Below are 13,675 nucleotides of genomic sequence, written 5' to 3'. Positions count from 1 at the left end.
CTTCTGCCGCTGAGGTCTTGTGGAGCCTCTGGTTCGGCGGCGAGGACCGGCGCGGAGCTTTGGACATGCCCGCGTGGCGGCGAGTTGCCGAAGCACCCTCCGGGCTGCTCAGTGGGAACGGGCATGACGTATCAGGGCGTCGAACAGGTTTTGCTGAAAGGGGTCATGATGCGCGGTGTCCTCCGGATGCCACTGCACGGCCGTGAACCATCCCTGCGCGGAGGGTAGTTCGAGGGCTTCGATCGTGCCGTCCTCGGCTGTGGCGGCCACGGTCAGGCCGTCGCCGAGGCGGTCGACCCGCTGGTGGTGGTAGCAGGACGCCTCGATCTTGTCGGCGCCCACCACGTGTGCCGTCCGTGTTCCTGAGCGGATGGTCACCGGGTGCAGCAGATGGCGGTGCTCGCGGTCGGGTCCGCCCATGTCCTGCTCTAGCGTGCCGCCGAGGGCGACGTTGACGACTTGGAGGCCGCGGCAGATCGCCAGCAAGGGAAGTCCCAAGTTCCATGTCGCGCGGGCGACTTTCAGGTCGAAGGCGTCCTGGAGGTCGTCGACGTCGTAGACGGCGTCGTGAGTGTCGGCGGCGCCGTAGCGGTGCGGGGCGAGGTCGCCGCCGCCGGGGAGCAGGACGCCGTCGAAGCGGGTGAGCCGGGCGGCGACGTCGGTTTCGGCGGGGTCGGTCGGGTGGATGCTCACCGGTTCGCCGCCGGCCCGCCAGACGGCCTCGACGAGGGCGCGGGCGTTGACCTCGGCGGCGTAGCGCAGGGCGGAGGTGGTGGCGGAGAAGCGGGCCGGGATGGCTATCAGCGGGCGCGTCACAGCTGGATCCAGGTGGTCTTGAGCTCGGTGTACTTCTCCAGGGCGTGGGCGGACTTGTCGCGGCCGTTGCCGGACTGCTTCATGCCGCCGAAGGGGACGGTGAGGTCACCCTCCTCGTAGCAGTTGACCCAGACCGTGCCGGCCTTCAGGGCGCGGGAGACCTGGTGGGCGGTGGACAGGTCGGAGGTCCACAGGCCGGCGGCGAGGCCGTACTCGGTGGCGTTGGCCAGCCGTACCGCCTCGTCGAGGTCGTCGAAGGTCAGGACGGACAGCACGGGGCCGAAGATCTCCTCGCGGGCCAGCCGCATGCCCGGGTCGACGCGGTCGAAGACGGTGGGCTGCAGGAAGCTGCCGCCGGTGGTGGTGAGGGTGCGCTCGCCGCCGGTGCGCAGTCGGGCGCCCGCTGCCTGGCCGGTGGCGATGTGGTCGAGGACGTGGTCCAGGTGGGCCTCCGAGACCAGGGCACCCATCTCCGTGGCCGGGGCGAGCGGGTCACCGACCTTGAGTTCCCGCGCCCGCCGGACGACGGCCTCGGTGACCTGCTCGGCGATGGAGGAGTGCACGAGGAGCCGGGAGGGGGCGGTGCACATCTCGCCCTGGTTGAAGAAGATGCCCCACGCGGCGGTGGCGGCGGCCTTCTCCAGGTCCGGGGCGTCGGGGAGGATGATGTTCGGCGACTTGCCGCCGAGTTCCAGCCAGACCTGCTTGAGGTTGGAGTCGGCGGCGTAGTGCAGGAAGTGGCGGCCGACGGCGGTGGAGCCGGTGAAAGCCAGTACGTCAATGTCCGGGTGCAGGCCGATCGCCCGGCCGGCGGTCGGGCCGTCGCCGGTGACGACGTTGAGGACGCCCGGGGGCAGGCCGGCGGCGGTGCCGATGCGGCCCAGCAGCAGCGCCGACAGCGGGGACGACTCGGACGGTTTCAGGACGACGGTGCAGCCCGCGGCGAGGGCCGGGGCGACCTTCCAGCCGGCCAGGGTGAGCGGGAAGTTCCACGGCACCACCGCGCCGACGACCCCGGCGGGTTCTCGGGTGATGAGGGCCAGAGCGTCGGGGGCGGTGTGTGGGGACTCGTCGGTGAGCTTGTCGGCCAGCTCCCCGTACCAGCGGAAGGTGTTGATGACGGCGCGCAGTTCGATGTCGTAGGCGTCGGTGACGGGCTTGCCCATCTCCAGGCTGACTGTCAGCGCCAGTTCCTCGCGTCGCTCGTCGAGGAGTTCGGCGATCCGCAGGAGAATCCGGCCGCGGTCGGTGGGGGCCAGGCGTGGCCAGGGGCCGGAGTCGAAGGCCCGTCGTGCGGCCGCGACCGCGAGACCGACCTCGGCCTCGCCTGCGTCGGCCACGTGGGTGAGGATCTGTCCGTCCCGGGGCGCGACGACGGCGAATGTCGCCCCACTGCCGCTTTCGGCCAGGCCGTCGATGTGGTGCTGGGTGGGCAGGTTGAGTGCCTTGGCCCGCGTCAGCAGTTCTTCGTGGGTGGCGTTGCGCATGGTGTCTCCGGTTGCCTAGTCACTCGGCGCCGGAGGTGCCGGACTCAAGCAGTCGGCCGCCGTCCCAGACCACGCCGACCTGGCGGTAGTACGCGGCGATCGGCTCGCGGATCTCCAGGCGGGCCAGCTCCTCGGTGGGTGACTCGAACAGCTCCAGGTCGGCGTCGCCGACCCACGCCTGACCGCCCTCGAAGGAGGTGGCGCCGGACTCGATCAGCTCGTCCAGGGCCAGGCCCTTGCCCTTCTCGATCGAGGGAAGCCAGCGGTGATGGGCCATCGGGTGGGCGTTGACGAACCCGTTCGTCTCCGACGGCTCCCGCAAGGTCACCACGGCCTGGGCCAGGCGCCGGTCGGCGGCGGCGAGGGTCGCGCCGAACCGGGCGCCGGCCTCGATGCGGGGTGCCGGGCCGTAGGGGTGCGGGCGGGTCTGGTGGATGGACCCGAGCTTCTTCGGATACCCCTGGTGCAGACCGCGGGCGATCGCGAAGTCCTTGTCGACCCAGATGTACACGCAGCGGGTGTAGGTCTGCCCCTTGTACGTGCAGCGGACGACCGCGAACGCCTCCTTGTACTGGGCGCGCACCGGGTCCAGCAACTCGATGCCGGAGGCGGAGCAGGACTGCCAGTCGGCCCAGATCAGCGCCACCGCGCCGGGGTCCTCGTCGGCGAGTTCCAGCGGCTCGGGCAACAGCTCCCGCACCCGTGCCGGGTCGGTGCGGTACTCGACGGTGAGCAGGTCGCCGGAGTAGCGCCACGGCGGGGAGGGGATCAGCGACGAGGCACCGGTCGCCGTCTTGGGGTGGAAGTAGCCACGGACACTGGACATGTCGTCACTCCAGGGAGTTCAGCAGAGGCAGGTACGCCACCTGCGCGAGACGCGGCGGACGGGGGAAGTGGTGTGCCGACGCGTGAAGTTCGGGCCGGGCGCCCGGCTTACGGCTCACCGTCGGCTGGGCCGGGGTGAGCCGGTGGCGCCCGCGGTGGTCATGAGCGGGCGAGCTGCTCCAGCCGCTGGTGCAGGTGCTCGACGTAGGTCTCGGACTCGGGCTTCATCAGCACGCTGCGCAGGATTCGTGCGCCGTCGGCGTCCGCGGTGATCTTCGGGTGGCGGGCGGTGAAGCGCTCGGCGCCGACGCGGAGGGTGCTGAGGAAGACCGGGTCCTGGGTGTCGGTCATGCCTTCCTGCAGGATCCGGTCGCTGGCCGCGTCGATGCCGGACAGCGTGTTGCCCGCGGTCACGGGGAAGTAGCTGACGATGTCGAGCTGCGGGGGCTGGTAGAGCTCCAGATGTTCGGAGTCCTCTATCAGGTCCGCCCAGCGCAGCGCCGCCCGCCGGCCGGCCGCGAGCACTTGGCCCAGCCCGTCGCGCGTGGGCGGCAGGAGCTGGAAGGTGAGCCACAGCGCGGCGGCCGCCGCGCCCGCGCGCGAGCACTCCAGGCTGATTTCGCCCAGGTGGAGTTCGTCGGAGGTGAAGTAGGTGTACGGCGAGTCGTGCAGGTAGAAGCGGCCGACAGCGGGGTCGCGGAAGAGGACGGCGCCGCAGCCGTAGGGCTGCAGGCCGTGCTTGTGCGGGTCCACCACGATGGAGTCGGCCTGGGCGACGGCCTGCCAGGGTTCGGCCGGCAGGCCCTCGGGGCCGTCCGCGCCGGCCAGCAGGGTAAAGAATCCGCCGTAGGCGGCGTCGACATGGATGCGCACGTCGTAACGCTCGCGCAGTGCCAGGGCCTCGTGGACCGGCTCGATAGCGCCGAGCCCCGTCGTACCGGCGGTGAGTACGACCGTGCCGATCCGTCCGCCGCGCAGCAGCTCCTCCAGCGCGTCGAGGTCCATGCGGCCGAGGTCGTCGGTGGGGACGGGGGAGCCCTCCACGCCCAGGACGCCGCACATCCGGCCGTGCGTGTAGTGGGCCTCGGTGCTGTAGGCGATGCCCTTGCCGGGGTGCAGTTCGCGGGCGACGAAGAGGGCCTCCAGGTTGGCGATGGTGCCGCTGGTGGTCAGGTGCCCCAAGTGGGTGTCGTAGCCGAACATCGTGGCCAGCTGCTGGACCACCTCACGTTCCATGGCGGCGGTGGCCGGCCCGCCGTCCAGGGCGTGGTTGTTGGGGTTGATCAGCATCGCGGTCAGGTAGCCGACCACGGCTGCCGGGTGGGGCGGCTTGAGCATCTGGCCCGCGTAGCGGGGGTGGAAGAAGGGGTAGTTGTCCTTCAGCCGCTCGGTGAAGACCTCGAACGCGGCGGCGAACCGGCTGTCGTCGACGGCCAGTGCCGGATGCGGGTTAAAGGGGCCGAATGTCTTCGCCCACTCGGCGTTCGACGCGGCTGCCGCGGCCAGCCACTTGTTCAGATCCATCTCGTCACTCCTCCGTGATCTCGCGTGTTGACGTGTTCGGGCTCAGCGCTTGGGCGGGCGGATGCCGCGGAATTCCCAGTCGCCGCCCAGCGCGGTGGAGAGCACTTCCTCGGATTCGGTGGGCTGCGCACCGACGTCGCTACGGATGGCGGTCGGGCCCGTGACGATGTGGTTGGTGAGACGGCCGAGGCCCTCGACCTCGATCTCGACGACATCGCCGGGCCGGACCGGGCGCGAGTTGGCAGGGGTGCCGGACAGCAGTACGTCGCCGGGGTAGAGGGTGATGGTACGGGCGATGTCGGCGACGAGATAGTGCATGTCCCACTGCATCTCGTCCGTCGACCCGTCCTGGACGACCTTGCCGTTGACGTAGGTCCGCAGCGCCTTGCCGTGGAAGTCCCAGTCGGTGACCAGGCCGGGGCCGAGGGGGCAGAGGGTGTCGGAGCCCTTGACGCGGAGCATGGAGCCGGCGTCGGTGTCGCGGAAGTCGTGCAGGCCGTAGTCGTTGGCGACGGTGTAGCCGGCGATGTACTCGCCCGCCTCGGCCGGGGAGATGTTCCGTGCGGTCTTCCCGATGACGATGGCGACCTCGCCCTCGTAGTTGAGCCACTTGCAGCCCTCGGGGCGGACGATCGCGCCCTTGTGGGAGTTGAGAGAGGAGGTCGGCTTGTGGAAGTAGGTGGGGGTGGCTGGGAGGTCGATACCGAACTCGTCGACACGGCTGCGGTGATTGAGGTGGACGGCGATCACCTTGGACGGGACGACCGGGGGCAGGTGCTGGGCCTCCTCCGTCTTGACACGGCGGCCGTCAGCGGCGAGGAGTTCGTCACCTTCGACGGTGACCTGGACGGCGGCGCCGTCGAGCAGAATGCGGCGGTATTCGGGCATGGCGGGGCTCCTGGATGCGGGGAGGATGCTCAGAGGGCGCGCGGGGTGTGTGAGGTGGCGGCGGCCGGTCCGCGGCCGGTCCAGCCGGTGGCCGGGCGGTCGAACCAGAGGTGGACCTGACCGGTGCCGACGGAGTTCTCGTACTCGCCGTACCGGCGGGCCTTCGCCACGCAGTCCTGCTCGCCGAGGGCGCCGGCCATCATCAGGTAGTGGAAGAACTTGGCCTCGGGCTTGTACTTCCAGAACTCGTCCATGGTGTCGAGGACCTTGTCGTGCCGGCCCTCCTCGAACCAGGCGATGCGTTTCTCGTCGGCCGCGCGGGCCTCGGGCGTGAAGATGTGCGCGGGGTCGCTGGCCTCGTGCTCCCGGATCTCACGCAGCGGCCAGAAGGTGTGCGAGAGGGCGCCCGAGGCGATGACGAGGACCCTGCGTCCCGGGGTGGCGGCGATCCCGTCGGCCAGGGCGCGGCCGAGGCGGAGGTGGTCCTCCATGTCGCCGGTCTGGCAGACGCCGATGGTCACCCACCGCTTGCCGGGCAGGCCCTCGCCGAGGAACTTCCACAGGTTGATGGTGGCGTAGTAGATCGGCAGGTAGTCGTCGTCGATCGCGGTGATCCAGGTGCCGCGCTTGTCGGCGAACGAGGCGATGTTGTGGGCGAGTTCGGGGTCGCCGGGGAAGTCGTACGGCATCCGGCACATGCCGCGGGGCAGCTCCTCGGAGGTGAACAGCCCCGCCCGTCGGTCCTGCGCCGTCACCACGAACTCCACCGTGGTCGCCCAGTGGGAGTCGAGGACGACGACCGTGTCGTAGTCGTCGCGCTCGAAGACGTCTTCACGAAGCTGCTGCAGGCCGGTGACGAGGGTGATCTCCTTGCCCTCGTTCAGCGCCAGCCGCTCCTCCTTCGGGAGCACGATGGTGGGGACATGGGCGAGCAGGCCCGCCCCGACGATCTCACCCATGGTCCTGCCATCCCTTCGGGGCGGTGACGGTGTTCTTGACGTCGCAGTAGAAGTCGAAGCTCCAGGTGCCGCCCTCCCGGCCGACCCCGGAGAGGCGGGAACCGCCGAACGGGGCCTGGAGGTCGCGGACGAAGAAGCAGTTGATCCACACCGTGCCCGCGACCAGTTGTCCACTGACGCGCTCGGCGCGCTCCGGGTCACCGGTGGCGACGGTGGCGGCCAGCCCGAAGCGGGTGCCGTTGGCGAGGCGTACGGCTTCTTCCTCGGTGGTGAAGGTCTGCAAGGTCAGTACCGGCCCGAAGACCTCCTCCTGCACGATCTCCGAGTCCTGGGCGACGTCCGTGAGCAGGGTCGGCGCGTAGTACTGGCCGTCCTTGCGGTGGCCGCCGATGACCGCGCGTGCCCCGGCGGCGAGCGCGCGTTGCACGAAGCCGTCGATCTTCTCCAGTTGGCGGGTGTGGATATTGGGGCCGATGTCGGTGGCCTCGTCGCGGGGGTCGCCCTGCTTCAGGGCGCTCGCCTTCTCCACGAAGCGGCGGGTGAACTCCTCGACGATCGGCTCCTGGACCAGCAGCCGGGTGCCCGCCAGGCAGACCTGTCCGGCGTTGTCGTACTGCTCCACCGCCAGGTCGACCGCGAGGTCCAGGTCGGCGTCGGTGAACACCAGCAGCGGTGACTTCCCGCCCAGTTCGAGGCTGAGCGGGGTGAGGTTGGCGGCGGCCGAGGCCGAGATCCGCTTGGCCGTGGGCACGGAGCCGGTGAAGCTGATGCGCCGTACGTCGGGGTGTGAGGTGAGCGCGTCACCGATCTCGGAGCCATAGCCCTGCACGACATTCAGCACCCCGGCGGGGAGACCGGCCTCGGTGGCGATGTCCGCCAGCAGCGAGGCGGTCAGCGGGGACCACTCGGCGGGCTTGAGAATCACGGTGTTGCCGGCCGCGAGCGCCGGGGCGACTTTCCAGGTGGCCAGCATCAATGGGGCGTTCCACGGGGTGATCAGCACACAGGGGCCGGCCGGATCCCAGTTGACGTGGTTGGTGTGGCCGCGCGTCTCGAAGTCTTCGTGGTCCAGCTTCAGCAGCCAGTCGGCGAAGAAGCGGAAGTTGTGCGCGACTCGGGGCATCACACCGCGCCGGTGGGAGCGCAGCAGGGCACCGTTGTCGCACGTTTCGACGATCGCCAGGTCCTCCAGACGCTTCTCCACACCGTCGGCGATCGCGTGCAGGATCCGGGCACGCTCGGCGCGCGAGGTGGCGGCCCAGCCGGGGAAAGCGGCCTTCGCGGCGGCCACCGCGGCAGCGGCCTCCATCGCGGTACCCCGGGCGATCTCACCTAGAACGCTGCCGTCGATCGGCGAGATGTCGGTGAATGTCTCGGTGGAGGCGACGCGCTCGCCGCCGATCCAGTGCCGGGTGTCAACGGTTACCCCGGCGATGACAGCTTCGGGATCGCGGGTCATGTCCCAACCTCCAGTTCGTTTGGCCCCAAATAAATAACGGGAGCTGGGAAGTGTCAAGGGATGTCCGATAAATTATTTGGGATCAAACGATACGAGGCGGTGTGCCCGCGTGGGGGCAGAGGCCCCCTGCGCCGGGAGTGTGCACGCCTCCTCTGACGAGAATCGCGGCACCTGAGGCCGAGCGCGCCGCGGGCAGGCCGGACTTCGGCGGCGCGGCTACGGGCGCGGGCGGCGACCCGAGCGCCGCGGGGCCAGGTCCTCACCGGCGAGCAGCTCCCGCCGGCGCTGCTCGCCGTGCTCTTCGAGGCGGCCGACGATGGCGCGCAGACTGTCGGCGAGCTGGAGGCACTGCTCGGGGCTGAGCGGGGCGGAGACGAACGCCTCCTCCGTGTTGAAGGCCGGGAACAGCTCTTCCATGAGCTTCTCCCCCTCGGGGGTCAGGGAGAGCAGGACCCGGCGACGGTCTTCGGGGTGGGGCGAGCGGGCCACGAGGCCGCGCGGTTCGAGAGTGCGCGCGATGCCGGTCAGCGTCCCCTTGGAGATGCCCGCCTCCTCGGCCACGGATCGGGTCTCGGCCTCGCCCCAGATCCACAGCACCCACAGCACCACGAAGCTGGTCCAGGTCAGCTCATGTGGGCGGAGCACCGAGTTCTCCAGATGGCTGCGGACGGCCGCGGCGGCCCGGTGGATGTTGCCCACGGCGGCCATGGCCTCGCGCTGCAGTACCAGGCCGCCCAGCCGCTGCTGTATGACCTGCTCGGTCTCGGTGATGGATCGACGAGGCCCGGGCACAGGGCCCTCCTTCGCGTCGGGGCGACGCGGAGCCGCCGACATGTTCGTTTGCTGCCAAATGTATCCCGCAGTCACTCGGCCGCAGTGGCCTTCGGTCAGTGGATGGAAGTGAGCAAAATTTACTGACCCTCTTGTGGGCGGTGCGTCCGGCTCTTATCGTTTGGCGTCAAATGATTGCCCCTGACGCCATCGGCCGGACATCGAGCCGCAGAAACCGCGCGGGCACATCGGACAGAATCCTGCTTATCGCCGCACCACTGGAGCATCCTTGAGCGCCCACACAGACCCTCAGGTCCGACAGACGATGGAGGCGCTGGACGCCCTGGGGATCGATGTCCTCCGCGTCGCCTACCCGGACCTGATGGGGTCCGACCGCAGCCGGGACATCCTGCTGCACCATCTGCCGCACGCTGCCGGACACGGTCTCGCCTTCAGCCGCGCCGTCTACCACACCGGCGCCCTGGGTGATCACTCCGACATCGCCGGCGGCCTGGAGGCGGGCATGCCGGACATCCTCGTGCGCCCAGACCTGGACACCGCCGTCCCGCTGCCGTGGGAGCCGAACGTGGCGTGGTGCATCGGCGACGTCCTCGACCCGGCCACCGGCCGCAGCGTGCCCGAATCGCCCAGGGACCTGCTGCGCCAGGTCCTCACCCGCCTGAACGACGCGGGCCTGACCGCACTCGTGGGCCCGGAACTGGAATACGTCCTGCTCGAGCCGGACACCGACGCGCCCACCGGGTGGCGCCGCTACGCCCCCGCCCCGGGCAACGTCTACACCACCGGCCGCCGGGCCGACCCGGACGGGCACCTCCTGCGCACCGCGCGCGCCCTGCACGCGCTCGGTCTGGACGTCAGCGGCGGCAACCGCGAGTTCGACGGCGGGCAGTTCGAGATCAACCTCAACCACTCCGAGGCCCTGGACGCCGCCGACCGTGCCTTCCGGTTCAAGGCCGCCGTCAAGGAACTCGCCCGCGCCGAGGGTCGGCTGGCGACCTTCATGGCCAAACCGTTCAACGATGGCGGCGGGTCCGGCTTCCACCTGCACGTCTCCCTCGTCGACGCGGACGGGACCAACGTCTTCGACGCCCCCCGCGACGCCCACGGCCTCTCGGCCACTGCCCGTCACGCCCTGGCCGGCGTCCTCTCCCACGCGCCCGCTCTGTCCGCGCTGCTCAACCCCACCGTCAACTCCTACAAGCGGTTCGGCCCCCACACCACCGCCCCTTGGCTGATCAACTGGGGCCTGGACAACCGCAACGCGATGGTGCGCATCCCGCCCGAGCGCGGTGCCGCCTCCCGGCTGGAGGTCCGCCTCGGCGACGCCACCGCCAACCCCTACCTCGCCATCGCCGGGCTCCTGGCCGCCATCCACCTCGGCATCACCACCGCCACCGAGCCTCCCGCCCCGGCGACCGGCCACGCCGCCGACACCGACGCCGCGACCAAGCTGCCCACCGACCTCGGCCAAGCCCTAGACGCCCTCCAGGCCGACGACCAGCTCACCGACATCCTCGGCAAGTCCTTCGTCGATGCCTTCCTCACCTTCAAGCGCGACGAACTCGCCCGCTTCCACAAGCACGTCACCGACTGGGAGTTCCGCGAGTACGCCCAGATCAACTGACAGCCCCACATCCCTGACTCGACCACAGGGTTCCGCACCTGCTCGGCGCCCTGCCCTCCTTCCACCTGCGTCCCGCCGACCGCCCGTCGCCGCAGCGCAGCCCCCGCATGCCTGTCGCGGCCTTCTCCTGCCGCGCCGCACTGCGCGGGCCGGGCCCTTCGCCGCACCCCGCCGCAGCGGGATGCCGTGTCCGTACGCCAGTCCACCCCTTGCGAAGGTTTACCCATGGCATTTCGTACGTCGACCGACCACAGCCCGTCCCACCCGGCAGACTCACAGAACGAGGACAGCCCCCAGCCCGGCGCCCCCGTCCTGGGCACCGGCCTCAAGCGGCGCCACGTCACCATGCTGGCCATCAGCGGCGCCATCGGCGCCGGCCTGTTCCTCGGCGCCGGAGCGGGTATCCACACCGCCGGACCCGGCATCCTGATCTCCTACTCCCTGGCCGGCCTGCTCATGGTGCTCGTCATGCGCATGCTCGCGGAAATGGCCGTCGCCCAGCCCAACAGCGGATCCTTCTCCGTCTACGCCGAGAAAGCCTTCGGCCGCTGGGCCGGTTTCACCGTCGGCTGGCTGTACTGGTGGCTCCTGGTCGTCGTCGTGGCGGCCGAAGCCACCGGAGCGGCCGCCATCGCCCACAGTTGGATACCGGCCGTACCTCAGTGGGCCTACGTCCTGGCCTTCATGGCCACCCTCACCGCCGTCAACCTCTTCAACGTCGGCCACTTCGGCGAGTTCGAGTTCTGGTTCGGCGCCATCAAGGTCACCGCCGTCGTCGTCTTCCTCGTCCTGGGCACCCTCGCCGTCTTCGGCCTGCTGCCCGGCAGCCACCCCGTGGGACTGACCAACCTCACCAGCCACGGCGGCTTCCTCCCGCACGGCATCAGCGGCGTGCTGACCGGACTCCTCGCGGTCGTCTTCTCCTTCGGGGGCATGGAACTGGTCACCATCGCCGCGGCCGAATCCCCCGACCCCTCCCAGGCCGTCGCCAAGGCCACCCGCACCGTCATCGCCCGCCTGCTGCTGTTCTACATCGGCTCCGTCGCCCTGATGGTGCTGCTGCTGCCCTGGAACTCCGCCTCCGCCGCCACCAGCCCCTTCGTCAGCGTCCTGCAGCGCATCGGTATCCCGGCCTCCGCCGGACTGATGAACGTGGTCGTCCTCACCTCCCTGCTCTCCGCACTCAACTCCAACCTCTACGGCGCCTCCCGTATGGCCTTCTCCCTCGCCCAGCGCCGCGACGCCCCACAAAGTCTCCTGAACGTCTCCCGCGGAGGCGTCCCCCGCGTGGCCGTCCTCGCCTCCGTCTCCTTCGGCTTCATCGCGGTCGTCCTCAACTTCCTCGCCCCCGACCGCGTTCTTCCCTTCCTCCTCAACACCATCGGCGCCATCATCCTCGTGGTCTGGATCGCCATCGCCCTCGCCCAACTGCGCCTTCGCAAGATTGCCGAGCACACCCCCGGCGGGACGCCGACCGTGCGCATGTGGGGCCACCCCTGGCTGAGCTGGACCGCCCTGGCCGGCATGACCGGTGTCCTCGCCCTGATGTGCACCGACACCGACGCACGCACCCAGTTGCTCTCCACCGCCGCCCTCACCGCACTCGTCCTGATCGCCGCGGCCATCCGCACCGCATGGGCCAGGAACCAGGCCAAGCCGTAGCGCGAGTCTCCCCCGACGGCGGCTGCAGCCCTGCCGACACCCTCCCTACGGCGTCTGAGCGCCTTGGGGACACACCGGAACTGCGCCAGCCCCCCAACTTCCGCAGAAGGAGAGCTCCTCGTGCGTGCACTCGTCATCCGGCACGACCACGTGACGGAGCCCGGACTGGTAGGAGACAGGCTCGTCCAGCGCGGGTACGAACTCGAACTCCTCACAGTCGTCCCGTATGAGCGGCACCACACACCCCACCTGAGGTTCGACTTCCCCGACGCCGACGGCTGGGACCTGGTGGTGTCGCTCGGCGCCCCCTGGTCGGTGTACGACGAGGCCACGGTCGGCGGCTGGATCGGCGGCGAACTCGCCCTGCTGCGCGAGGCTCACCACCACGGCATCCCCGTACTGGGCATCTGCTTCGGCGCCCAGGCACTGACCATCGCCCTCGGCGGGACCGTGGAGGCCGCCCCGCGTCCCGAGATCGGCTGGGTCGACATCCACACCGACGACCCCGCCCTGATACCGCCCGGCCCCTGGATGCAGTGGCACTACGACCGCTGCGTCCCGCCGCCCGGCGCCACGCAAATGGCCCGCAACGACGTGTGCACCCAGGCGTTCCGGGTGGGGAACTCGCTCGGGGTCCAGTTCCACCCCGAGGCGATTCCGGCCGTCGTGCGGCGCTGGGTCGACTTCGGCGGCGCCGAGCAGTGCGCGCGGCTCGGCATCGATCCGGAAGAACTGGTCGCATGCAGCCACGCCATGCAACCGGTGGCACGGGAGAACGCCTACCGCCTGGTCGACGCCTTCCTCGACCATGTGGTCTCCCCGGCCCGTGCCGTCGGCAGCAAAAACATCGGCCTCCCTGCCGCACCGCCGTCACCAGAGCCGCCGGCAAACCGGTCGGCCGCCGCGTGGCGCGCCACCGGGCCGGGCGAATAGGGACAGGGCGGCGAGCAGGTACCGAGTGGGCACCCGGCGGAGCGCTGAGATCCCATGGAACGGTCCTGGTCGCCGATCCCCACCTGCCTTCTCCTCACCGCACGCCCTCCGGGTGATGACCGCCTGCCGGTGATACGGGTGGCCCGGTGCCAGCCCGGCAGCGGCAGCCGGGAGACGTCGAAGGTGGCGCGGCGGCCGTCGTCCCCGTGGAAGGCCACCACCAGCGTGCCGTCGGCCCCTTGCTGTACCGGCGCGGCGGGTGTGTAGGCGCCTTGGGGCAGCGCTGCCGTACGGCCCGGTCCGGTGCTGCCCCGCCCCCGCCGGCTCACCCGCTCACTCGGCCCGTGCCGGCCGGTGCGCGCAGGTCGTCGCCGAGCCGCTGCAGCGGGGTGTCGCGCGGGTCCTCCCAGGTGCGCCGCTGCGTCGCGACTTCCTGAAGGGGGCGTTCTTCGAAGCCGGCAAGACGTTCTTCCGGGAAGCTTGGAAGACGATCGCCGGCGAGTGACGGCCGACCGGGGGCCTGGCCGGCGGATCAAGTCGGAGGAAAGCTGCGGCGCTGCATCGCGAAGATGGGCTTACCAGCGTCGCCAGCATGATCCGCCAGCCAGGACCTAGGTTCTGTCTCTTTGGTCAGGGTCGGGTCCAGATGAGGATGCCCGCGAGGTGGAGTGCGGCCTGGTAGGCGATCGCGAGCTTGTCGGTTCGC

Annotated in this window: 11 protein-coding genes; 3 read left to right on the top strand and 8 right to left on the bottom strand. The window is 70.3% G+C overall.

Annotation, left to right across the window (positions count from 1 at the left end):
* Positions 1 to 108 precede the first annotated feature (108 nt).
* The 8 genes from ACFY5B_RS37505 to ACFY5B_RS37470 form a co-directional block, all read right to left on the bottom strand.
* Entirely contained in the window at positions 109 to 816 is a 708-nt protein-coding gene (locus tag ACFY5B_RS37505) for a gamma-glutamyl-gamma-aminobutyrate hydrolase family protein (RefSeq protein WP_389979069.1), read from the bottom strand.
* Positions 813 to 2,303, bottom strand: a complete 1,491-nt coding sequence (locus ACFY5B_RS37500) for an aldehyde dehydrogenase (protein ID WP_389979066.1) — start codon at positions 2,301 to 2,303, stop codon at positions 813 to 815. Before ACFY5B_RS37500 ends, ACFY5B_RS37505 begins: the two co-directional genes overlap by 4 nt.
* 19 nt (positions 2,304 to 2,322) lie before the next feature.
* Positions 2,323 to 3,129, bottom strand: a complete 807-nt coding sequence (locus ACFY5B_RS37495) for an acetoacetate decarboxylase family protein (protein ID WP_389979063.1) — start codon at positions 3,127 to 3,129, stop codon at positions 2,323 to 2,325.
* Positions 3,130 to 3,287: 158 nt separating this feature from the next.
* Positions 3,288 to 4,652, bottom strand: coding sequence for a pyridoxal phosphate-dependent decarboxylase family protein (locus ACFY5B_RS37490; RefSeq protein WP_389979060.1), 1,365 nt, complete (start codon positions 4,650 to 4,652; stop codon positions 3,288 to 3,290).
* 42 nt (positions 4,653 to 4,694) lie between these two features.
* A complete protein-coding gene (locus ACFY5B_RS37485; RefSeq protein WP_389979057.1) occupies positions 4,695 to 5,540 on the bottom strand; it encodes a fumarylacetoacetate hydrolase family protein in 846 nt (281 codons plus the stop codon).
* A 29-nt stretch (positions 5,541 to 5,569) separates the two neighbouring features.
* Positions 5,570 to 6,499, bottom strand: a complete 930-nt coding sequence (locus ACFY5B_RS37480) for a 3,4-dihydroxyphenylacetate 2,3-dioxygenase (protein WP_389979054.1) — start codon at positions 6,497 to 6,499, stop codon at positions 5,570 to 5,572.
* Positions 6,492 to 7,958: an aldehyde dehydrogenase gene (locus tag ACFY5B_RS37475; protein WP_389979051.1), complete on the bottom strand. Its 1,467-nt coding sequence runs from the start codon at positions 7,956 to 7,958 to the stop codon at positions 6,492 to 6,494. Before ACFY5B_RS37475 ends, ACFY5B_RS37480 begins: the two co-directional genes overlap by 8 nt.
* Before the next feature lie 216 nt (positions 7,959 to 8,174).
* Entirely contained in the window at positions 8,175 to 8,750 is a 576-nt protein-coding gene (locus tag ACFY5B_RS37470) for a MarR family winged helix-turn-helix transcriptional regulator (protein WP_389979048.1), read from the bottom strand.
* Positions 8,751 to 9,018: 268 nt separating this feature from the next.
* Here ACFY5B_RS37470 and ACFY5B_RS37465 point away from each other — a divergent pair, with 268 nt between their 5' ends.
* From ACFY5B_RS37465 to ACFY5B_RS37455, 3 genes are all read left to right on the top strand, one after another.
* The gene (locus ACFY5B_RS37465; RefSeq protein WP_389979045.1) at positions 9,019 to 10,374 is read left to right on the top strand and encodes a glutamine synthetase family protein; all 1,356 of its coding nucleotides are present in this window, start codon (positions 9,019 to 9,021) and stop codon (positions 10,372 to 10,374) included.
* A 225-nt stretch (positions 10,375 to 10,599) separates the two neighbouring features.
* A complete protein-coding gene (locus tag ACFY5B_RS37460) occupies positions 10,600 to 12,036 on the top strand; it encodes an amino acid permease (protein ID WP_389979042.1) in 1,437 nt (478 codons plus the stop codon).
* A gap of 120 nt (positions 12,037 to 12,156) precedes the next feature.
* Positions 12,157 to 12,969, top strand: a complete 813-nt coding sequence (locus tag ACFY5B_RS37455; RefSeq protein ID WP_389979039.1) for a type 1 glutamine amidotransferase — start codon at positions 12,157 to 12,159, stop codon at positions 12,967 to 12,969.
* Positions 12,970 to 13,675 lie beyond the last annotated feature (706 nt).

It is taken from the genome of Streptomyces sp. NPDC013187 (assembly GCF_042899705.1).
In the GTDB taxonomy this organism is placed as follows: domain Bacteria; phylum Actinomycetota; class Actinomycetes; order Streptomycetales; family Streptomycetaceae; genus Streptomyces; species Streptomyces hawaiiensis_A.
This window is presented reverse-complemented; position numbering and strand designations above follow the sequence as displayed.